17 protein-coding genes are annotated in these 20,885 nt (G+C 72.8%); 13 read left to right on the top strand and 4 right to left on the bottom strand.

What is annotated here, in order from left to right; translation table 11 throughout:
• Positions 1–22: 22 nt before the first annotated feature.
• Positions 23–2,188: an RNA polymerase recycling motor ATPase HelR gene (gene helR / locus PSQ21_RS04455; RefSeq protein WP_274029091.1), complete on the bottom strand. Its 2,166-nt coding sequence runs from the start codon at positions 2,186–2,188 to the stop codon at positions 23–25.
• 286 nt (positions 2,189–2,474) lie between these two features.
• Here helR and PSQ21_RS04450 point away from each other — a divergent pair, with 286 nt between their 5' ends.
• Both PSQ21_RS04450 and PSQ21_RS04445 read left to right on the top strand, forming a co-directional pair.
• Positions 2,475–3,026: a TetR/AcrR family transcriptional regulator gene (locus PSQ21_RS04450; RefSeq protein ID WP_274029090.1), complete on the top strand. Its 552-nt coding sequence runs from the start codon at positions 2,475–2,477 to the stop codon at positions 3,024–3,026.
• Positions 3,023–4,567, top strand: a complete 1,545-nt coding sequence (locus tag PSQ21_RS04445; RefSeq protein ID WP_274029089.1) for an MFS transporter — start codon at positions 3,023–3,025, stop codon at positions 4,565–4,567. Before PSQ21_RS04450 ends, PSQ21_RS04445 begins: the two co-directional genes overlap by 4 nt.
• 65 nt (positions 4,568–4,632) lie before the next feature.
• On the opposite strand, the gene PSQ21_RS04440 is transcribed toward PSQ21_RS04445, so the two are convergent.
• On the bottom strand, positions 4,633–5,304 hold the full coding sequence (locus PSQ21_RS04440; protein ID WP_097867516.1) for a lysophospholipid acyltransferase family protein: 672 nt from the start codon (positions 5,302–5,304) through the stop codon (positions 4,633–4,635).
• Between the two features lie 263 nt (positions 5,305–5,567).
• Here PSQ21_RS04440 and PSQ21_RS04435 point away from each other — a divergent pair, with 263 nt between their 5' ends.
• The 3 genes from PSQ21_RS04435 (at position 5,568) to PSQ21_RS04425 (ending at position 8,033) form a co-directional block, all read left to right on the top strand.
• Positions 5,568–6,725, top strand: coding sequence for a glycerophosphodiester phosphodiesterase (locus PSQ21_RS04435; protein ID WP_274029088.1), 1,158 nt, complete (start codon positions 5,568–5,570; stop codon positions 6,723–6,725).
• A 214-nt stretch (positions 6,726–6,939) separates the two neighbouring features.
• The gene (locus tag PSQ21_RS04430; RefSeq protein ID WP_274029087.1) at positions 6,940–7,512 is read left to right on the top strand and encodes a sigma-70 family RNA polymerase sigma factor; all 573 of its coding nucleotides are present in this window, start codon (positions 6,940–6,942) and stop codon (positions 7,510–7,512) included.
• Positions 7,513–7,529: 17 nt separating this feature from the next.
• Entirely contained in the window at positions 7,530–8,033 is a 504-nt protein-coding gene (locus PSQ21_RS04425) for a GNAT family N-acetyltransferase (RefSeq protein WP_274029086.1), read from the top strand.
• Between the two features lie 64 nt (positions 8,034–8,097).
• Here PSQ21_RS04425 and PSQ21_RS04420 read toward each other — a convergent pair whose 3' ends face one another.
• Both PSQ21_RS04420 and PSQ21_RS04415 read right to left on the bottom strand, forming a co-directional pair.
• Positions 8,098–8,538, bottom strand: coding sequence for a hypothetical protein (locus tag PSQ21_RS04420; protein ID WP_274029085.1), 441 nt, complete (start codon positions 8,536–8,538; stop codon positions 8,098–8,100).
• 1 nt (position 8,539) lies between these two features.
• Entirely contained in the window at positions 8,540–8,899 is a 360-nt protein-coding gene (locus PSQ21_RS04415) for a hypothetical protein (protein WP_097871197.1), read from the bottom strand.
• A 599-nt stretch (positions 8,900–9,498) separates the two neighbouring features.
• On the opposite strand from PSQ21_RS04415, the gene PSQ21_RS04410 reads away from it, so the two are divergent.
• The 8 genes from PSQ21_RS04410 to PSQ21_RS04375 all read left to right on the top strand — a co-directional run bounded on the left by PSQ21_RS04410 (position 9,499) and on the right by PSQ21_RS04375 (position 20,884).
• Positions 9,499–10,599, top strand: a complete 1,101-nt coding sequence (locus tag PSQ21_RS04410; protein ID WP_274029084.1) for a methionine ABC transporter ATP-binding protein — start codon at positions 9,499–9,501, stop codon at positions 10,597–10,599.
• On the top strand, positions 10,596–11,267 hold the full coding sequence (locus PSQ21_RS04405) for a methionine ABC transporter permease (RefSeq protein WP_274029083.1): 672 nt from the start codon (positions 10,596–10,598) through the stop codon (positions 11,265–11,267). Before PSQ21_RS04410 ends, PSQ21_RS04405 begins: the two co-directional genes overlap by 4 nt.
• A gap of 83 nt (positions 11,268–11,350) precedes the next feature.
• Positions 11,351–12,217, top strand: a complete 867-nt coding sequence (locus PSQ21_RS04400; RefSeq protein ID WP_274029082.1) for a MetQ/NlpA family ABC transporter substrate-binding protein — start codon at positions 11,351–11,353, stop codon at positions 12,215–12,217.
• A gap of 102 nt (positions 12,218–12,319) precedes the next feature.
• Positions 12,320–13,006 carry a GNAT family N-acetyltransferase gene (locus PSQ21_RS04395; protein ID WP_217230012.1) on the top strand — a complete coding sequence of 229 codons (687 nt, stop codon included), beginning with the start codon at positions 12,320–12,322 and terminating at the stop codon, positions 13,004–13,006.
• Positions 13,007–13,115: 109 nt separating this feature from the next.
• Entirely contained in the window at positions 13,116–14,354 is a 1,239-nt protein-coding gene (gene cbiE / locus PSQ21_RS04390) for a precorrin-6y C5,15-methyltransferase (decarboxylating) subunit CbiE (protein ID WP_274029081.1), read from the top strand.
• A 333-nt stretch (positions 14,355–14,687) separates the two neighbouring features.
• Positions 14,688–18,407 carry a nicotinate-nucleotide--dimethylbenzimidazole phosphoribosyltransferase gene (gene cobT / locus PSQ21_RS04385; protein ID WP_274029080.1) on the top strand — a complete coding sequence of 1,240 codons (3,720 nt, stop codon included), beginning with the start codon at positions 14,688–14,690 and terminating at the stop codon, positions 18,405–18,407.
• Between the two features lie 282 nt (positions 18,408–18,689).
• A complete protein-coding gene (gene cobA, locus PSQ21_RS04380; RefSeq protein WP_274029079.1) occupies positions 18,690–20,000 on the top strand; it encodes a uroporphyrinogen-III C-methyltransferase in 1,311 nt (436 codons plus the stop codon).
• 65 nt (positions 20,001–20,065) lie between these two features.
• Entirely contained in the window at positions 20,066–20,884 is an 819-nt protein-coding gene (locus PSQ21_RS04375; RefSeq protein WP_274029077.1) for a TrmH family RNA methyltransferase, read from the top strand.
• Position 20,885 lies beyond the last annotated feature (1 nt).

Here is a 20,885-nt window from a genome sequence, read left to right as displayed (position 1 = left end):
CGAGGTCGTGGCCCCGACGGACTCAGGAGCTCGTCAGGACGACGAGCTCCCGGGTCGCCCGGGTCATCGCGACATAGCGGTCCACCGCCCCCTCGACACCCGAGCCGAACCTCTCCGGGTCGACCAGCACGACCAGGTCGAACTCCAGGCCCTTCGACAGCTCCGGGGTCAGCGACCGCACGCGCGGCGTCGCCCGGAACGAGGGAGCGCCGATGACACAGGCGACCCCGTCCTCGTGCGCGGCGAGCCAGTCGGCCAGCACCGTGTCCAGGTCCCCGACGGGGCCGTACGTGACGGGGATGCCGCTGGCGCGGACGGAGACCGGCACGTTGGCGTCGGGGAGCACGGCCCGGACCACCGGCTCCGCCGCCGCCATGATCTCCTGGGGCGTCCGGTAGTTGATGGTCAGGGAGGCCAGGGTGATCCGGTCGAGCCCGACCCGCTCCAGCCGCTCCCGCCAGGACTCGGTGAACCCGTGCCGGGCCTGCGCGCGGTCCCCGACGACGGTGAAACTCCGGGACGGGCAGCGCTGGATCAGCATCTGCCACTGGGCGTCGGTCAGTTCCTGCGCCTCGTCCACGACGATGTGCGCGAACGGCCCGGCCAGCACGTCGGGCTCGGTGCCGCCCGGCCGGTCGGCGGTGGCCAGGGACTCCCGGAGATCCGCCCCGCGCAGCATCACCAGGGCGCCCTCGCCGTCCGCGTCCGCGTCGGCCAGGGTCTCGTCGGCGAGCAGGCTCTCGACGACCCGGTCCATCTGCTCGCGTTCCGCTGCTGCCGCCGCCTCGTGACGACGTCTGCGCCGGGACGCCTCCGGGTCGCCGAGCCGCTGCCGTGCCGCGTCCAGGAGAGGCAGGTCGGACACCGTCCAGGTCTGGGCGTCCGGGCGCTGCAACCGCCCGACCTCATGGGAGGTCAGCCAGGGGGCGCACTTACGCAGATAGGCGGGTACGGACCAGAGGTCGCCGACCAGATCGGCCGCCTCGACCAGCGGCCAGGCGCGGTCGAAGAGGGCGAACAGCTCCCGGTTGCGCCGCAGCGAGGCGCGCAGCTGTTCCTCCGGGGCGTCGCCGTCGTGCTTGTCCACGAGGATCGTGAGCAGCTCCTCCCAGATCTGCTCGCGCGCCTCGTTGTGCGGAGTACCCGGGTCCGCCGCCCCGAACGCCGAGGCCCAGTCGGCGGCGCTCAGCCAGATGTCGGACCAGTGCGTCTGAACCCGTACGCCCTCGGTCGGCGGCTCCTCGTAGAACCGGACGGCCGGCTCCACCGCCTTCACCAGGTCAGCCGACGCCTTCAGACGCGCCACCTCCGGATCGGTCTCGGCGACCGCCGTCGCTCCCTCGGCGACCAGGTCCCGCAGGGTGCACGTCTGTACGCCCTCCTCCCCGAGGCTGGGCAGCACATCGGAGACGTATCCGAGGTAGGGCTCGTGCGGGCCGACGAACAGCACGCCACCGCGGCGGTGGCCGAGGCGCGGGTCGGAGTGGAGGAGATAGGCCGAGCGGTGCAGGGCGACGACGGTCTTCCCGGTGCCGGGCCCGCCGTCGACGACGAGCGCGCCCCGGGAGCCGGCCCGGATGATGGCGTCCTGGTCGGCCTGGATGGTGCCCAGCACATCGCGCATCCGGGCCGACCGGTGGCCGCCCAGACTGGCGATGAACGCGGACTGGTCATCCAGCGCGGCATGCCCGGCGAAGCCCTCCCGGGTGAACACCTCGTCCCAGTAGTCGCTGATCCGGCCGCCGGTCCAGCGGTAGCGGCGGCGGCTCGCCAGGCCCATCGGATCGGCGTGGGTGGCCCCGAAGAACGGCTCGGCGGCGGGGGAGCGCCAGTCGAGCAGCAGTCGGCGGCCCGTGCTGTCGGTCAGCCCGAGCCGTCCCACGTACAGCGGCCCCGAGCCGTCCGCGGCGACCATGTGCCCGAGGCACAGGTCCAGGCCGAACCGGCGCAGCGCGCGCAGCCGGGCGGTCAGCCGGTGGATCTCCACATCCCGGTCCATCGCCTGCCGGCTCGCCCCGCCGGGCGCCCTGCGTTCGGCCGCCAGCCGGTCGGTCAGCTCGGCGATCGACTGTTCCAGGCAGTGCGCGATGGCCGCGAAGTGCTCCTCGTCATCGGCGATCAGCGTCGGGTCGGCCTTGGGTGAGAGGCGGTCGGGGAGGTCGAAGGCGCTGGTGGTCAGGGGTTTCACGGCATCGGTCCGATCTGCGGTACGTACGGGCGGCGGCGCCCCGGCCGGGCTACGGCGGACGATTCTGCGGCATATGGGGGGCCTTGCCGCAAGGCCCCCCATGCGCTATAACTTGAGAGTGGCAAGGAGTGCTTTCACCTCCGGCCACTTTTTTTGTTCCCCCTCCTGCCTGCCCCGGCCGCCCTCTCTCCCCGGCCGTCCCCTTCCCTTCCTCCGCGCTTCCCCGGGGAGGCCGCGCACACCCTACGGTGAGACGAGTCCGTCTCAGATGGGTTATGGTTGTCTCATGACTCTCGACCGTGAGCAGGTGCTGCGCAGCGCCGCCGCCCTGCTGACCCGCAAATCGACCGCCACCATGGACGAGGTCGCCAGGGCGGCGGGCATCGGCCGGGCCACCCTCCACCGCCACTTCGCCGGGCGCGACGCCCTGGTGAGGGCGCTGGAGAATCTCGGCATCCAGGAGTTCGAGGCGGCCCTCGACGCCGCCCGGCTCGACGAGGACACCTCCGAGGAGGGGCTGCGCCGCCTCATCGCGGCCGTCGAGCCCAGCGCCGGGCTGCTGTCCTTCCTCGTCAACGAGAACCAGCTCTTCGAGGGCGACGCGGTCAACGAGGGCTGGAACCGGGCCGACGCCCGCGTCTCCGCCTTCTTCCGCCGGGGCCAGGAGCGCGGCGAGTTCCGTATCGACCTCACCCCCGCCTGGCTGACGGAGGCCCTCTACGGGCTCATCGGCACCGGCGCCTGGGCCGTCCAGGCGGGGCGGGTCGCCGCACAGGATTTCCAGCACATGATCGTCGAGCTGCTGCTCGGCGGAGCACGCCGGAGCGTGGAGCGATGACCAGCACCGACCGGAACCCGGACACCCCGGACGCCGTACGCCGCCCGGGGCGGTGGATCGCGCTCGCCGTCCTCGTCCTCGCCGTGCTGCTCGTGGCCGTCGACGCGACCGTCCTCGGTCTCGCCACCCCGTTCCTCAGCGAGGACCTCGAACCGACCGGCACCCAGCTGCTCTGGATCGGTGACGTCTACTCCTTCGTCATCGCCGGTCTGCTCGTCTCGATGGGCAGCCTCGGCGACCGCATCGGCCGCAAGAAGCTGCTGCTGGTCGGCGCCGTCGCGTTCGGCGCGGTCTCCGTGCTCAACGCGTACGCGACCACGCCCGAGATGATGATCGTGGCCCGGGCGCTGCTCGGCGTCGCGGGCGCCACCCTGATGCCGTCCACGCTGGCCCTGATCCGCAACCTCTTCCACGACCCGCGCGAGCGCAGCCTCGCCATCGGGATCTGGGGCGCGATGGCCTCGGCGGGCGCGGCCGTCGGCCCGGTCGTCGGCGGGTTCCTGCTCGAACACTTCTGGTGGGGTTCGGTCTTCCTCATCAACCTGCCCGTGATGGCCGTCCTCGTCGTCGTCGGCGTCAAGCTGATCCCGGAGTCCAGGAACCCGGCCCCCGGCCCGTGGGACATGCTCAGCGTCGGGCTCTCCCTGGTCGGCATGATCGGTGTCGTGTACGCCATCAAGGAGGCGGCCGCGCACGGGGTGAGCTGGGGGGCCGGGGCGGCGGCCGTCGGCGGCGTCACCGCACTCACCTGGTTCGTCCGCAGGCAGCTGCGGCTGCCCGCGCCCCTGCTGGACATGCGGCTCTTCCAGCACCGGGGCTTCTCCGGCGCCGTCCTCGCCGATCTGCTGACCATCCTCGGTCTGTCGGGTCTGGTCTTCTTCCTCTCCCAGTTCCTGCAACTGGTGCAGGGCCGTGGGCCGCTGGAGGCCGGGCTCGCCGAACTGCCCGCCGCGATCGGCGCGGTGACCGCCGGTCTGCTGGCCGGGTTCGCCGCCCGCCGCTACTCGGTCCGCTCCGTCGTCTCGGGCGGTCTGGCGGCGGTCGGTCTCGCCCTGGGCAGTGTGACGCTGCTCGACCAGCACACCGGGTACCCACTGCTCGGCTCCATGCTGCTGGTCGTCGGTGTCGGCGCGGGCCTCGCCTTCACCGTCACCGCCGACGTGATCCTCTCCAGCGTCCCGAAGGAGCAGGCGGGCTCCGCGTCCGCCGTCTCCGAGACGGCCTACGAACTGGGCGCGGCCCTCGGCATCGCCCTGCTCGGCTCCATCGTCACCGGCGTCTACCGGGGCTTCCCGACCCCGTCGGGCATCCCCGCCGACGTCGAATCGGCCGCCCACGAGTCGCTCGGCGGGGCGGTCGAAGCCGCCGGGGCACTGCCCGCCGCCCAGGCGGGGCCGCTGGTCTCGGCCGCCCAGGAGGCGTTCGTCGACGGACTGCGGTCGGCCGCGGGCGTCGGTGCGGCGGTGCTGCTGGCGGCGGCGGTCGCGGCCTGGTTCCTGCTGCGGGGCCAGAAGCTGGAGGACGGCGTCGAGCACCCGTAGACCGTACGAGGAAGGGCCCGCGCCCCGGAGGGAGCGCGGGCCCTTCGCCGTAACCGCCGTACCGGTCAGGCGGCCTTCGCCTTCGTCGCGTACATGTCCACGTACTCCTGGCCGGACAGCCGCATCACCTCGGCCATCACCGAGTCGGTCACCGCCCGCAGCACATAGCGGTCGCGGTCCATGCCCTCGTAGCGCGAGAACTCCATCGGCTCACCGAACCGCACCGTGACCTTGCCCGGCCGGGGCAGGCCCGCGCCGCCCGGCTGCAGCTTGTCGGTCCCGATCATCGCGAACGGGATCACCGGAGCGCCCGTCATGAGCGTCAGCCGCGCGATACCCGTCCGGCCCCGGTAGAGCCGGCCGTCGGGGGAGCGGGTGCCCTCGGGGTAGATCGCGAAGGCCTGTCCCTGCTCCAGCACCCGGCGCCCCGTCATCAGCGCCGCGACCCCGCCCCGGCCGCCGTCCCGGTCCACCGGGATCATGCCGCAGCCGGTGAAGAACCAGGCCATCAGCCGGCCCTTGAGGCCCTTGCCCGTGACGTACTCGTCCTTGCCGATGTAGAACACCGGCCGGTCGCAGCAGATCGGCATGATCATCGAGTCGATGAACGTGAGGTGGTTGCCCGCCAGGATCACCGGCCCGGTCCCGGGAATGTTCTCGACGCCTTCCACCTGTGGACGGAACATCAGACGCAGAATCGGTCCGAGCACTGCCTTGATGACCGTGAGACGGGACAACGGTTCCTCCGGTGTCGTGGCCTGGCCGGCCGCGATGGAATGGGTCGTACGGGCGGTGGCCGGTGCCGACGGGTGATGGTCGGTGCAGGTGAGGACGATACTCGCGGGTATGCCCTGATCGCACATCGGGTTCACGAAGCGGATCGGCGGTGTTGACGTGTGTTTGCGCCATGTTGGCCGACGGTCCGCCTTCCCGTACACCTCCCAGCCTACGATCGGGCCTCGCTCGACCGGTCCCGGACAACACCAAGCGAGGAGCATTCATGACGGAGCGTGCGCGGAAGAGCCCTGGCCGACGGAGCCTCCTGGGCGCCGCGGTCCTCGGTACCGCGGCCCTGGGCCTGCCCGCCACCGCCGAGGCGGCCGAGCGGGGCCGCGGCCACGGCGGCGGCCACGGATCGCTGCGCGATCTGCCCGTGCCGACGGTGATCGGCCACCGAGGAGCCAGCGGCTACCGCCCCGAGCACACCCTCGGCTCCTACCAGCTGGCCCTCGACATGGGTGCGCACATCGTCGAGCAGGACCTCGTGCCGACCAAGGACGGCCACCTCGTCTGCCGTCACGAGAACGACATCACCGCCACCACCGACGTCGCCGACCACCCCGAGTTCGCCGGCCGCAGAACCACCAAGAGCGTGGACGGGGTCTCCCTGACCGGCTGGTTCACCGAGGACTTCACCCTCGCCGAGCTGAAGACCCTGCGGGCCCAGGAGCGCATCCCGGGCACCCGGCCGGACAACACCCTCTACGACGGCCGCTGGACGATCCCCACCTTCGAGGAGGTGCTGCGCTGGGCGGAGAAGGAGGGCCGCAAGCGCTCGAAGCCGGTCTGGCTGTACGTGGAGACCAAGCACCCCACCTACTTCCGCGAGCTGGGCCTCGGACTGGAGGAGCCGCTCGCCCGGCTGCTGCGCCGCTACGGCCGCGACCGCCGGAACTCCGCGCTCATCCTCCAGTCCTTCGAGCCCGGCTCGGTCCAGCGCCTCGCGCGCCTCGTCGACACCCCGCGCATCGTCCTGCTCTCCGGGCCGAAGGAGCGCCCCTGGGACTTCGTCGAGTCGGGCGACCCGCGCACGGTCGCCGACCTGGTGACCCCCGCCGGGCTGAAGTGGATGGCCTCCTTCGCCCAGGGCATCGGCCCCACCCTCGATCTCGTCATCCCCAAGGACGCCTCGGGGCGGCTCACCACCCCGACCACGCTCGTACGGGACGCGCACGCCAAGGGCCTGCGGCTGCACCCGTACACGCTGCGCAACGAGAACAGGTTCCTGCCCGCCGACTTCCGGCGCGGCACCGACCCCAACGCGTACGGCGACGTGTTCGGCGCCTGCGCCGCCTACCTCGCCACCGGCATCGACGGCATCTTCGCCGACCATCCGGACACGGCCCTGCTCGCCGCGGCGGACTTCGCGGAGCGCTGACCCGGTACGGGGCGGGCGCGGCGCACCTCTCGCACCTACGGCGCATCTCTCGCGCCCGCGGCGCACTTCTCGTACCGGGGGCGTGCCTCTCGTACCGGGGGCGTGCCTCTCGTACCGGGGGAGCGCCGTCAGCCGCCCGCCCCCGTATGCCCCGGTCGGGTGGTGCCGCGCCGCCGGGGCAACCTGCGGCCGTCACCAGCACGTCCGCCGGTACATGACGCCTCTCGACCACGACCTCGGCCCGGCCGCTTCCACCGCCCTCGTCGTCCGTGCCTTACAACCCCTGGTGCGTGCGGAGGCGAGGGCCGAGGCCCCGGCCGCCGGGCTCGACCCAGCCGACCTCGAACAGAGCGTCTGGGTGCGGCTGCTGGAGCGCCCGGCCGCCGCCGGACCACCCGCGGACGCGGCCCGCTGGGTGCGCGACACCGTACGGGGCGAGGCCCGCCGCGGACGCCGCGCGGCCCGGCGGGAACGCCCGTACGCGGGAACGGAACCCGCCGCCGGACCGGCCGACTGCCCGGAACGCGCCGCGCTCGGGGCCGCCGAACGCCGGGCGTTGCGCTCCGCGATGGCCCGGCTGCCCGGCCGCTGCCCCCGGCTGCTGGAGGCGATGTTCGCCCCCAGCGACCCGACCTACCGGGAAATCGCAGGGGAGTTGGGTATGTCACAGGGGAGCTTGGGCCCGATCCGTTCCCGTTGCCTTGGATGTCTGCGCAGAATGCTGGCTGCGGAGGTTGTCGCTCCTTCCGTGCGGGAAAGGAGCGGTAGGCAACCGGCGAACAGGTGAGCGGGAGGCGTGCACACATGGGCATGAGCGTGACCATCTCGGCGGCGACGGCACAGGACGTCGAGCAGATCTTCAGACTTCAGTACCTCTGCTTCCAGCGCGAGGCGGAGCTGTACGACAACTACCGGATCGACCCGCTCGTCCAGACCCTCGAATCGCTGCGTGCCGAGGTCGCCGACGACCTGGTGTTCGTGGCCCGGCTCGGGGACGAGGTCGTCGGCTCGGTCAGAGGGGTCACCGACCCGGACGGCACCGGCATCATCGGCAAGCTCTGCGTCCACCCCCGGCTCCAGGGCCACGGCCTCGGAGCCCGGCTGCTGCTCGCCGCCGAGTCGGCACTCTCCGCCGAGCGGGCGGCCACCCGGTTCCGGCTGCACAGCGGACACCGCAGCGAGGGCAATCTGCGCCTCTACCGACGGGCCGGATACGCCCGGGTCGGGGCCGTCACCGGAGCCGACGGCGTCCGGATGGTCCTGCTGGAGAAGGACGCGGCCGACCGCGACTACGTGGCCAGCGCCTGACCGTGCGCCGCGCGCGGCGGGGCCGTAACCCCAAGAACGGCGTCGGCGGTATGAGGTCAGGCCCTCAGACCGCCACCGTCCTCGCGCGGCGCAGCCAGATCATCCCCGTGACCGGCAGGATCACCGGGATGAAGAGGTAGCCCATCCCGAAGTCCGACCAGACCGTCGAGTCCGGGAAGGCGGCCGGCTCGACCAGCGTCCACGCACCCACGACCAGCACGCCGAGCAGCTCCGCCGCGCAGCACACCAGGGCCGCCCGGCGGGCCTTCTCCCCGCCGCGCACCAGCGAGTACGTGATGAAGCCGTACACCAGGGCCGCGACGGCCGACAGCGTGTACGCCAGCGGCGCCCGGTCGAAGCCCCGGGCCATCTCGACGATCGTGCGCGAGGCCGCCGCGACCGTGAACACCCCGTAGAACCAGACCAGGACCCGGCCGGGACCGGTGCCCAGCTCGAAGGCCGGCTTCGGGGCCGTGGCCACCTCGGGGCGGTCGGTGTCGCTCACGTCAGTTTCCCCAGATGTCATAGAGCCGGACCTCCAGAACCGCCAGCACGACCGCGCCCGCCGCCACCGTGACCGAACCCCAGCGGGTCCGCTCGGTCAGCGACAGGAATCCGGCCGCGGGCACGGCGGCGAACGAACCGATCAGATAGGCGAGGAACACCGCCATCCCCTGCTCCGGCCGCTCCCCGCGCGCCAGCTGTACGACGCCCACGACCAGCTGGGCCAGCGCCAGCACGGAGACGACCGCCATCCCGATGAAATGCCAGTCCTTCGTCGGCTGGTCCCGGTAGGCGGCGTGTCCGCACCAGGCGGCGAGGGCGAGCGCGGCCACGGCGACCGCGACCGTCAGGGCGTCAAGCATGAGTCGAGGGTATTACGGACGGAACGCCCCGCCGCGTGCGGCCCCGGCCACCGGGGCGGCGGCCACCGGCCCGGGGCGCGCATCGTGGCCTTGGCCACAACCGGCGGAGAGGATTCCGCTTGCCGGGCGCCCGCCCGGCCCCGGGGTCACACCCGCGAACAGCCCGTCACCGCAGGTCACAGCCGTGTGCCGGGGTACGGCCGACGCAATCGGAAGATAGGCGTCCGACCATCCAGCACTGTCCGCTATGCGGACAGTCGGGATCGCGGAGACCTCACGTCTGTTTTACTTGGCCCATGACCACGACGAGCAGCCGCACCCTTGCGACCGAGGCGATCAGCACGCCCGGTGCTCGTTGTATGTGTCGAATGCGCGCCTTCTGAGGGCCCCCGCCTGAGCCTCGCGCCCCGAAGCGAGACCGAGCCTGCGCCGTCCGCACCCCGCGGAACGTAGCGCGCCCGTGCATGCGCTGCCCCCCGGCCGACCGCCGCGTACAGCCATGCCGAGACCCCGGCCCACCGGCCCGGACAGTCTCTTCAGACGAATGCCCCGTGCCCGGCGGACACCGCGCCGCGCACTCGACAGTGACGGAAACCCCTGTGATCACCACGACGGGCCTCACGAAGGTCTACCAGTCGCGCGACCGTGAGGTCACCGCACTCGACGGCGTCGACCTGCACGTCCGCGAAGGCGAGGTGTACGGCGTCATCGGACAGAGCGGCGCCGGAAAATCCTCCCTGATCCGCTGCGTCAACCTCCTGGAACGCCCCACCTCCGGCACCGTGACGGTGGCGGGCCAGGACCTCACCGCCCTCGCCGGCCGAGGCCGGCGGGCGAGCGCCGAGCTGCGCCGAGCGCGCACCCGCATCGGCATGGTCTTCCAGCACTTCAACCTGCTGGACTCCCGCACCGTCCTGGACAACGTGGAGCTGCCGCTGGAGATCCTCGGCGTCTCGGGCCAGGAACGCACCCGCAAGGCCAAGGACCTCCTCGACCTGGTGGGCCTCGCCGAGAAGGCGAAGTCCTACCCGGGCCAGCTCTCCGGCGGTCAGAAACAGCGTGTGGGCATAGCCCGCGCCCTGGCGGGCGACCCCCAGGTGCTGCTCTCGGACGAGGCGACCTCCGCGCTCGACCCCGAGACCACCCGTTCCATCCTCCAGCTGCTGCGCGACCTCAACCAGCAGCTCGGCCTGACCGTCCTGCTCATCACCCACGAGATGGACGTCGTCAAGACCATCTGCGACTCCGCGGCGCTCATGCGGCGCGGCCGGATCGTCGAGTCCGGGACGGTCGGCGAACTCCTCGCCACCCCCGGCTCCGAACTGGCCCACGAGCTGTTCCCGGTCGGCGGAACCGCGTCCGGCCCGGACCGCACGGTCGTCGACGTCACCTTCCAGGGGGAGTCGGCCTCCCAGCCGGTCATCTCCCAGCTCTCCCGCACGTACAACATCGACATCTCGATCCTCGGCGCCGCGATGGACACCGTCGGCGGCAAGCAGATCGGCCGGATGCGCATCGAGCTGCCCGGCCGCTTCGAGGAGAACGTCGTGCCCATCGGCTTCCTGCGCGAGCAGGGCCTCAAGGCCGAAGTCGTCGAGGACGCGACCGGCTCGAAGCCCTCCGCCGTGGTCGACGGGACCGCCGACACCGCCGTACCGGGGCTCACGTCCGCCGCGCTCACCAAGGAGGTCGTCAAGTGACCTGGTCCGAAATGCAGCCCCTGCTGGCCCAGGGCACCGTCGACACCCTCTACATGGTGCTGTGGTCCGCACTCGTCACCGTCGCCGGCGGCCTGCCGCTCGGCGTGCTGCTGGTCCTCACCGACAAGGGCGGACTGCTGCGGAACACCGTGGTGAACAAGGTCATCGGCGTGATCGTGAACATCGGCCGCTCCCTGCCGTTCATCATCCTGCTGATCGCCCTCATCCCCTTCACCACCTGGGTCGTCGGCACCTTCATCGGTCCCACCGCGATGATCGTGCCGCTCGCCGTCGGAGCCATCCCGTTCTTCGCCCGGCTCGTCGAGACGGCGATCCGGGAGGTCGACCACGGGCTCGTCGAAGCGGTGCAGTCGATGGGCGGATCCATCCCCACGATCGTCCGCAAGGTGCTCCTCCCGCAGGCCCTTCCCTCGCTCGTCTCGGGTGTCACCACCACCCTCATCGTGCTCATCGGCTACTCCGCGATGGCCGGCGCCGTCGGCGGCGAAGGGCTCGGCTCCAAGGCCGTCACCTACGGATTCCAGCGCTTCGACAACCAGTTCATGCTGATCACCGTCGCGCTGCTGATCGTCATCGTCACCGTGATCCAGCTGATCGGCGACCTCACCGTCCGGCTGCTGGCCCGCCGCGGCCGCACCGCCTCCTGAGCCCGGCCGCCCCCAGAACCTTCTGTCCCACCGAGCCCGAACTCCTTGTCCGGGCGCACCACCACAAGAAAGAGGCACTCTTCGTGCGCAAGAACATCAAGATCACCGCTGCCGTCGCGTCCGCCGCCGCCCTCGCCCTGGGCCTGAGCGCCTGCGGTACGGACTCCGACCCGGCCGCCAAGAGCGAGACCGGCGCGAACGCCGACACCTCCAAGGCCCTGGTCGTCGCCGCGTCCCCGACGCCGCACGCCGACATCCTGAACTTCGTCAAGAAGAACCTGGCGAAGAAGGCGGGCCTCAACCTGGAGGTCAAGGAGTTCACGGACTACGTCCTGCCGAACACCGCCACCCAGAACGGCCAGGTCGACGCCAACTTCTTCCAGCACAAGCCCTACCTGGACGACTTCAACGCGAAGCAGAAGACCACCATCGTGCCCGTGGTCGACGTCCACCTGGAGCCGCTGGGCCTCTACTCCAAGACGGTCAAGGACCTCAAGGACATCAAGGGCGGCCAGACCATCGCCGTCCCCAACGACACCACCAACGGCGGCCGAGCCCTCCAGCTGCTCGCCGAGAACGGCCTGATCACCCTCAAGGACGGCGTGGGCACCAGCGCCAAGCTGAGTGACATCACCGACAAGAAGGGCCTGGAGTTCAAGGAGCTGGAGGCCGCCACCGTGCCCCGCGCCCTGGACGACGTGGACGCCGCCGTCATCAACGGCAACTACGCCATCGAGGCCGATCTCAAGCCCGGCAAGGACTCCCTCGCCCTGGAGAAGGCCGAGGGCAACCCGTACGCCAACTTCCTGGCGGTCAAGGACGGCAACGAGAAGGACCCGCGCGTCGAGAAGCTCGCGGAACTCCTCAACTCCGACGAGGTCAAGAAGTTCATCGAGGACACCTACCAGGGCTCGATCGTCCCGGCCTTCGGCACCCCCGCCAAGTCCTGACACCCGCCCGGCACTTGCCGACGGAGCCCCGCACCTTCCGCCCGGAAGGCGCGGGGCTCCGTCGTGCGGCCCCGCCCATGCACACCACGCACCCGATGCTGCATGCTGTGCTTTTACCCGGTCTTCGGCATGGAGCTGCGCATGACTACCACCTTTCCGTCCATCTCCATCAGCACGGACAGGTTGGTGATGCGCCCCTTCGAGATGGCCGACATCCCCGCGCACATCGAGATGATGAACGACGAGGCGGTCACCGCGTGGATGGACGGGCCCACCCCGTACACCCAGGTCGACGCCGAACGCTGGGTCCGCAGAATCGCTCCCGCGGAGCGCACCGCGGGCCACGGCATCGCCCTCGCCGTCACCGAGTTCCTCACCCAGCGGCTCGTCGGCAGCGTCCGCCTCCTCAACACCGACTGGCGTACCCGCTCCACCGAGGTCCGCTACATCACCGCCCCCTGGGCCCGCGGCGAGGGGTACGCCACCGAATCCGTGCTCGCCATAGCCGAATGGCTCTTCCGCGACCAGGGCTTCGAACGCATCGAGCTGCGCACCCCCGCCGACAACACCGCCTCCCAGCAGGTCGCCCAGAAGCTCGGCTGCATCAGCGAGGGCGTCCTGCGCAACGCCCGCATCGCCCGCACCCGGACCGAGAACGGCACCGACGGCGGCTGGACCGACATCCGCACCGACCTGATCGTCTGGGGCCTCCTCCCCGAGGATCTCGAAGGGGTCGCGGAACAGCTCGCCGACGCCGGCGACTACGGCACGTACAACAACTGGAAGTAGAGCCCGAGGCCACCCGGAAGACCGAGGTCCGGACCAGGTACTCTCACCCCTGCCCGGCACCGCACGGGCAATGCCCCGCTCCTCCCGACACCCCAGGAGACAGACGACGATGGCCGACCGGGTCACGGTGATCGGCTGGGACGGCTCGCCACTGACCAGAGCGGCCACGGCCGCGCTCTCGGCCGCCACGCTCGTCGCCGGCGCCGCCCACCACCTCGCCCTGCCGGAAGTGCCCCCGCACGCCGAACGCATCCGCCTCGGCAGCGTCGACCTCGCCGCCCGCAGGATCGCCGGCCACCGCGGCAGCGCCGTGGTCCTCGCCGACGGCGACCCCGGCTTCTTCGGCGTCGTCCGCACCCTGCGCGCCCGCGAACACGGCCTGGAGGTCGAGGTCGTCCCCGCCGTCTCCGCCGTGGCCACCGCCTTCGCCCGGGCCGGCATGCCCTGGGACGACGCCCAGGTCGTCGTCGCCCACCCCCGCACCCTGCGCCGCGCGGTCAACGTCTGCCGGGCCCATCACAAGGTCGCCGTCCTCACCTCACCGGGAGCCGGACCCGCCGAACTGGCCCTGCTCCTCGACGGTGTCCACCGCACCTTCGTGATCTGCGAGGAAGTCGGCACCACCCGCGAGCGCGTCACCGTCCTCACCTCCGACAAGGCGGCCGACCACGCCTGGCGCGACCCCAACGTCGTCATCGTCATCGGCGGCGGCCCCGAGACCACCGCAGCCGGCGCCTGGATCGCCGGCCGCCAGCCCGCCTACCCCCAGGGGATACGGGGCTGGGCCCTGCCCGCCGAGGCCTATCGGGCCGCCGGGGCCGAGCGGATGCAGGAGTCCGGCGAGGGCGAGTTCCCCGGCCTGCGCGCCGCCCAGCTCGCCCGCCTCGGCCCCCGCACCGGCGACCTGCTGTGGGACATCGGCTCCGGCAGCGGCGCCCTGGCCGTCGAGGCGGCCCGCTTCGGCGCGGCCGTCCTGGCCGTGGACGACGATCCGGCCGCCTGCGCCCGCACCGAGGCCGCCGCCCGCGCCTTCGGCGTCCCCGTCCAGGTCGTCCGCGGCCGGGCCCCGCACGTCCTGGAACGGCTGCCCGAACCGGACGTCGTGCGGATCGGCGGCGGGGGAGCCCCGGTGGCCACCGCGGTCGCCGACCGCCGCCCCGAACGCATCGTGACCCACGCCTCGACCCGGGACGAGGCCGAGGCCCTCGGCGGGGCGCTCTCCGGCAACGGTTACACGGTCGAGTGCGCACTGCTCCAGTCCGTGGACCTGGACACCACCGCCTGGACCGAGCGCGAAAGATCGGTCGTGTTCCTGCTGTCCGGCCGCCGTTCGGACCTCGCCCCCTGACCTGCCCGGCCCGGTGCGGAAGGTAGGCTGGCGGATTGTTGTACCGCGCCCGGCCGTTCGTCGCTTCGTTCGTCAATGTCCGGAAAAGTGGACTGTTTTGGTCCGCACTGTGGTACGGCACCACCCGGGGGACGCGCAACGTGGCGCAGTCCACAGTGAGCCGTGGCAGAACAGCCTGTCGCGGAGGCGAACGGCCGCGAGAATAGGAAGCCCCGCGGGCGTTTCGTGCCGCGCGGCGAGCCCGCTCGTTCTTGATGACGAGCACCGGCGTGCCGTGGTTCGGCGTCCCGGGCGAAGGGTCGAAGGAGCACTGACGATGGGCGAGGGGTACGCATGACTGACACCGGCCAGATCCCGGGCGAGGGACTGCCGGAGAACGCAGGCATGGTGGAGCAGCCGGGCGTCCCCGCCCCGGAGGCGTACACCTTCCTCGACCCCTCCGAGCACACTCCCGAGGACGACGACCTTCTGCTGATGCCGACCTCTCAGGGCGCCTGGAGCGACCCGCAGGCCACCCCGGCCCCCGCGCAGGGCGCGCCCGCCGCGCAGACCGCGGTGGCGCAGCCCGCCGCTCCGGAGCACGGCGTCCAGCAGCCCCAGCAGCCCCAACAGGCCCCCGCGCCGCAGGGGCAGGCGGCCCCCGCCGCCGCGACGCACAGCACCCATGAGTCCGGTGGCCGCGATTCCGGCTCCGTGGACCTCAACGGCGTACGCATGGCCGCGCCCGCACCGGCAGGCGCGCACGCGGCCCCCGCCCGCCGCCCGCTGCACCGGGGCCCCGCCTCCGCCGAGGCCCCGACGTACGGCGGTACGCAGGGTGGCGTCGTGCGCTCGCTGGCCGACCGGGGCCCCGCCGGGGCCACCCGGACCGCTGCCCCCGCACGCCACGCCGGCCCGCCGACGGCCGGCCCCGAGAACGTCGAAGTCCCGGCCGAGGACCCCTCGGCCCTGCCCGGCCCGCAGCTGGGCGAGATCCCGCCGCAGGCCGGCGCGCCATGGGGCGCGCAGCCGCCGCAACCGGAGCCGGAGCAGGCCGTTGCGGAGCAGGCGCCCGCCGAGCCTGAGCCCGCCGAGCCTGTGCCCGCCGAGACTGCTCAGCAGCCGGAGCAGGTTCAGCCGGTCGAGGCCGAACAGCCGGTGGTTGAACAGGCCGTGGCCGAGGCCGTGGTGGCTGAGCAGTCCGAGGGTGAGGCTGTGGTCGAGGCGGGAGAGCCGGTCCAGCCGGCCGAGCCGGTGGCCGTGCCGGCTCCGACAGCGGTTTCCGTCACCCCGGCCGCGGAGCCGGTGCAGCCCGCTGCCGGTGCGCAGCCCGAGCCGGTTCCGCAGGCCGTCCCGGCAGAAACGGTCGTCCCCGAGCCGGCCGCTGTGGAGATGCCTCCCGCCGGCCCTGTCGTCATCCCGGAGCCCGAGGCGGCCCAGCCGGAGGCACAGGCGGAAGCGCAGGCGGAAGCACCCGCCCAGGCACCGGCCGATGAGGTGGCCGCGCCCGTGACGCCGGAGCCGGTGGAGGCGCAGCACGGTGCCGCCGTGGCCCAGGAGCCCGAGGCCCCGGCCGTCCCGGTGGAGGCCGCGACCCCCGGACCCGAGGCCGTGACCCCCGAACCCCAGGCCCCGGCACAGGACACGCCGGTCGTCGAGCCGGTGGTACAGCCCGAGCCGGTGGTAGAGCCCGAACCGGTGGTCGGGCCCGAGCAGGAGCGGCCCGTCGAACCGGCCCCCGAGCCGGTCCCGGCGACACCGGTGACCGAGAGCCCGGCAGCCGTCGCGGCGCCGGAAGCTGTCGTGCCCGCTCCGGAGGCCGTGGCTCCCCAGGCCGTCGCCGCGGAACCGGTGGCCGAGCCGCTCGTACCCGAGCCCGTACAGCCCGAGCCCGTCGCCGCGGAGCCGGTGGAGTCGGCGGAGCCCGTGGCGCCTGTCGAGCCCGTGGCGCCTGTGGAGTCCGCCGAGCCCGAGACGGAGGGAGCGGAGGCGCAGGAGCCGACGGCTCAGCAGCTCCCCGTGACGGGGCAGGACGCCACCCCGGCTCCCGCCGCCGAGCCCGCTGTCGAGCCCGCCGGGGCAACGGCGACAGAAGCGGCCGACCTGGCCGCGCCCGACGCCGAGGACGGCACCGGTCCCGAGGTCATCGAGACGCCCGAACTCCCGGAGCCCGACCAGCAGGCACCGGCCGCCGACCAGCAGGAACCGACCGGGGCGCCGCAGCCCACCGAGGCCTCGCACCCGGCCGAGGCTCCCCGGCGGGACGAGGCGGCCCAGCGGCCTGAGAGCCCCGCCGACCCCGCGGAACCCGCGGAAACCGCCGAACAGGCCGAGCCGCTCACCCCGCCCGCCCCCGGTTACGACGACGCCGAACGGGAAGCGGTGCTCCGGGTCATGCGCGAGCGTCGCGACATCCGCAACGGCTTCCGCGGTGACCCGATTCCGCACGAGGTCCTGCTCCGGGTGCTGGAGGCGGCGCACACCGCGCCGAGCGTCGGCCACTCGCAGCCGTGGGACTTCGTCGTCATCCGCTCGGCGGAGACCCGTCGCTCCATGCACGAGCTGGCCCAGAGCCAGCGCGACGCCTACGCCAAGTCGCTGCCCAAGGGCCGGGCGAAGCAGTTCAAGGAACTGAAGATCGAGGCGATCCTCGACACCCCGGTCAACATCGTCGTGACCGCCGACCCCACCCGCGGCGGCCGCCACACCCTGGGCCGGCACACCCAGCCGCAGATGGCCCCGTACTCCTCGGCGCTGGCCGTGGAGAACCTGTGGCTGGCGGCCCGCGCCGAGGGCCTCGGCGTCGGCTGGGTCAGCTTCTTCGACGAGCGTGAGATGGTCCGTGCGCTCGGCCTCCCCGAGCACCTGGAGGTCGTGGCCTACCTCTGCGTCGGTTACGTCGACGAGTTCCCCGAGGAGCCCGAGCTGATGCAGGCGGGCTGGTCCAAGCGCCGCCCGCTGTCCTGGGTCGTCCACGAGGAGACGTACGGCCGACGCGCGCTGCCCGGCGCCGAGCCGCACGACCTGCTCCAGGAGACGATCTCCGCGATCCGCCCGCTGGACGCGAAGGCGCTCGGCGAGGCGTGGGAGCGCCAGAAGCGGATGACGAAGCCCGCCGGCGCGCTCGGCATGCTGGAGATCATCTCCGCGCAGCTGTCCGGGCTCTCCCGGATGTGCCCGCCGCCGATCCCGGAGCCCGCGGCCGTCGCGATCTTCGCCGGTGACCACGGCGTGCACGCCCAGGGCGTCACCGCCTGGCCGCAGGAGGTCACCGCCCAGATGGTGGCGAACTTCCTGGGCGGCGGAGCCGTCTGCAACGCCTTCGCGGCCCAGGTCGGCGCGGAGGTCTGTGTCGTGGACGTGGGTGTGGCCTCGGACCTGCCGGCGACCCCGGGCCTGCTGCCCCGCAAGGTACGCGCGGGAACAGCGGACTTCACGACGGGCCCCGCACTCTCCCGGGAAGAGGTCCTCGCCGCGATCGAGGTGGGCATCGAAACCGCCCGGGACCTGGTGGCGGCGGGCAACAAGGCCCTGCTCACCGGCGAGATGGGCATCGCCAACACCACCGCGTCGGCTGCCCTGATCTGCGTGTACACGGGGATCGACGCCTCCGAGGTGACCGGCCGGGGGACCGGCATCAACGACGAGATGCACGCCCGCAAGGTCGACGTCGTCCGCCGCGCCCTCGACCTGCACCAGCCGGACCCGGCCGACCCGATCGGCGTGCTCGCGGCCGTCGGCGGCCTGGAGCACGCGGCGATGGCCGGCTTCCTCCTGGGCGGAGCCTCCCTGCGTACGCCGGTGATCCTGGACGGCGTGAGCGCGGGCGCGGCGGCCCTGGTCGCCCGCGCCATCGCCCCCGAGGCGCTGGCCGCCTGCATCGCCGGCCACCGCAGCGCGGAGCCCGGCCACGTGGCCGCGCTCAACAAGCTGGGCCTGCGCCCGCTGGTCGACCTCGACCTGCGGCTGGGCGAGGGAACCGGCGCGCTGCTGGCGCTGCCGATCGTGCAGAGCGCGGCACGCGCGATGCACGAGGTGGCCACGTTCGACTCGGCGGGCGTGACGGAGAAGTAGCAGGAGGCGAGGCGAGGGCCCCACGCCCTCGCCTCGCCCGCCCCTCCGCCCCCGTCTCACCTGCCCCGCCGCACTGTGCCTTCCCAGCCCTCCGGCGTTCGACGAGCGGGGTCCGGGGCGGAGCCCCCGTCAGGAAAGGGCGGGGGCAGGGGACAGGCCCGCCGCAGGCGCCCCCCACCCCGTATCGTGTTCCCGACCCAGACCTGAGCTTTCCGCACGTCACAGCCGCTCCACCGCCGCAGCGGCCCCTACGCAGCACCCGCCCGAGGAGCCCGTACCGTCATGGCCGAGCACGCAGACCACGCCGAGCACGCAGGTCACGCCGACCGCGTCGACCACCCCGCGTACCCCGTCGGCCTGCGCCTGCACGGCCGCCGCGTCGTCGTCGTCGGCGGCGGACAGGTCGCCCAGCGCAGGCTGCCGCAGCTCATCGCCACCGGGGCCGTCATCACGCTCGTCTCCCCGTCCGCGACGCCCTCCGTCGAGGCGATGGCGGACGCCGGGGAGATCCGCTGGGAGCGCCGCCGCTACCAGGACGGCGACCTCGCCGACACCTGGTACGCCCTGATTGCCTCCTCCGACACCACGGCCAACGACGCCGCCTCCGCGGAGGCCGAGCGCACCCGCACCTGGTGCGTGCGGGCCGACGACGCCGAGGCCGCCACCGCCTGGACCCCGGCCACCGGCCGCAGCGAGAACGTGACCGTCGCCGTCCTCACCACCACCTCCCAGGGCCGCGACCCCCGGCACTCCGCCGCCATCCGCGACGCCATTGTCGAGGGCCTGCGCGACGGCACCCTCGCCGCCCCGCACCACCGCACCCGCGCCCCCGGCGTCGCGCTCGTCGGCGGCGGTCCCGGCGACCCGGACCTGATCACGGTGCGCGGCCGCCGCCTCCTCGCCGAGGCCGACGTGGTCATCGCCGACCGCCTCGGCCCGCGCGACCTGCTCGACGAACTGCCGCCGCACGTCGAGGTGATCGACGCCGCGAAGATCCCGTACGGGCGGTTCATGGCCCAGGAGGCGATCAACCAGGCGATCATCGAGCACGCCAAGGCGGGCAAGTCCGTGGTCCGCCTCAAGGGCGGCGACCCGTTCGTCTTCGGCCGCGGCATGGAAGAGGCCCAGGCGCTGGCCGCCGAGGGCATCCCCTGCACGGTCGTCCCCGGGATCTCCAGCACCATCTCCGTCCCCGGAGCGGCCGGTATCCCGGTCACCCACCGGGGCGTGGCCCACGAGTTCACCGTGGTCAGCGGCCATGTCGCCCCCGAGGACCCGCGTTCGCTGGTCGACTGGGAGGCCATCGCCCGGCTGCGCGGCACCCTCGTCCTGCTGATGGCCGTCGACAAGATCGGCGCCATCGCCGCCGCCCTGATCGCCCACGGCAAGGACCCTGCCACCCCGGTCGCCCTCGTCCAGGAGGGCACCACGGCCGCCCAGCGCCGGGTCGACGCGACCCTCGCGGACGTCGGCGAGCGGGCGGTCGCCGAGGACGTGCGCCCGCCCGCCGTGATCGTCATCGGCGAGGTCGTCGCCGTCGGCCCGCACTCCGCGCCGGGGACCGGCCAGGACCGGCAGGACGACCAGGCGTGAAGTAGCCCGCGGTCACCCCTCTCCATCCCAGGCGTTGGCACCACACACCGGACAAGGCAGCATCTGTGGCAGATCTCATCACCGTCGACGACCCCGACGACCCGCGGCTGAGCGACTACATCGGCCTGACCGACGTCGAGCTGCGACGACGGCGCGAACCCGCCGAAGGCCTCTTCATCGCCGAGGGCGAGAAGGTGATCCGCCGTGCCCGGCAGGCCGGGTACGAGATGCGGTCGATGCTGCTCTCGGCCAAGTGGGTCCATGCCATGCGCGACGTCATCGAGGAGGTCCCGGCGCCGGTGTACGCCGTCGCCCCCGACCTGGCCGAACGCGTCACCGGCTACCACGTCCACCGCGGTGCGCTCGCCTCCATGCAGCGCAAGCCGCTGCCCGCCCCCGCCGAACTGCTCGCCACCGCGCGCCGCGTGGTGGTCATGGAGTCGGTGAACGACCACACCAACATCGGCGCCATCTTCCGCAGCGCGGCGGCTCTGGGCATGGACGCGGTCCTGCTCTCCCCGGACTGCGCCGACCCGCTCTACCGGCGCTCCGTCAAGGTCTCCATGGGCGCGGTGTTCTCCGTCCCCTACGCCCGGCTCGAAGCCTGGCCCAAGACGCTGGAAGGGGTACGCGAGGCCGGCTTCCGGCTCCTCGCCCTCACCCCGGACGCCAAGGCCACCAGTATCGACGAGGCGGCCCCGCACCGGCTGGACCGGGTGGCGCTGATGCTCGGCGCGGAAGGCGACGGGCTGTCGACACAGGCCCTGACGGCCGCCGACGCATGGGTCCGCATCCCGATGGCGCACGGCGTCGACTCGCTGAACGTGGGCGCGGCGGCGGCCGTCGCCTTCTACGCGGTGGCCACGGGACGCCCGGAGAACTGAG

This window comes from Streptomyces sp. MMBL 11-1 (assembly GCF_028622875.1).
In the GTDB taxonomy this organism is placed as follows: Bacteria; Actinomycetota; Actinomycetes; order Streptomycetales; family Streptomycetaceae; genus Streptomyces.
This window is presented reverse-complemented; position numbering and strand designations above follow the sequence as displayed.

Bases quoted from the DNA above. Each gene is read 5' to 3' on its own strand.
- PSQ21_RS04450 (WP_274029090.1), top strand. From the start codon at position 2,475: ATGACTCTCGACCGTGAGCAGGTGCTGCGCAGCGCCGCCGCCCTGCTG.
- PSQ21_RS04445 (WP_274029089.1), top strand. From the start codon at position 3,023: ATGACCAGCACCGACCGGAACCCGGACACCCCGGACGCCGTACGCCGC.
- PSQ21_RS04435 (WP_274029088.1), top strand. From the start codon at position 5,568: ATGACGGAGCGTGCGCGGAAGAGCCCTGGCCGACGGAGCCTCCTGGGC.
- PSQ21_RS04430 (WP_274029087.1), top strand. From the start codon at position 6,940: ATGACGCCTCTCGACCACGACCTCGGCCCGGCCGCTTCCACCGCCCTC.
- PSQ21_RS04425 (WP_274029086.1), top strand. From the start codon at position 7,530: ATGGGCATGAGCGTGACCATCTCGGCGGCGACGGCACAGGACGTCGAG.
- PSQ21_RS04415 (WP_097871197.1), bottom strand. From the start codon at position 8,899: ATGCTTGACGCCCTGACGGTCGCGGTCGCCGTGGCCGCGCTCGCCCTC.
- PSQ21_RS04395 (WP_217230012.1), top strand. From the start codon at position 12,320: ATGCTGTGCTTTTACCCGGTCTTCGGCATGGAGCTGCGCATGACTACC.
- cbiE (WP_274029081.1), top strand. From the start codon at position 13,116: ATGGCCGACCGGGTCACGGTGATCGGCTGGGACGGCTCGCCACTGACC.
- cobT (WP_274029080.1), top strand. From the start codon at position 14,688: ATGACTGACACCGGCCAGATCCCGGGCGAGGGACTGCCGGAGAACGCA.
- cobA (WP_274029079.1), top strand. From the start codon at position 18,690: ATGGCCGAGCACGCAGACCACGCCGAGCACGCAGGTCACGCCGACCGC.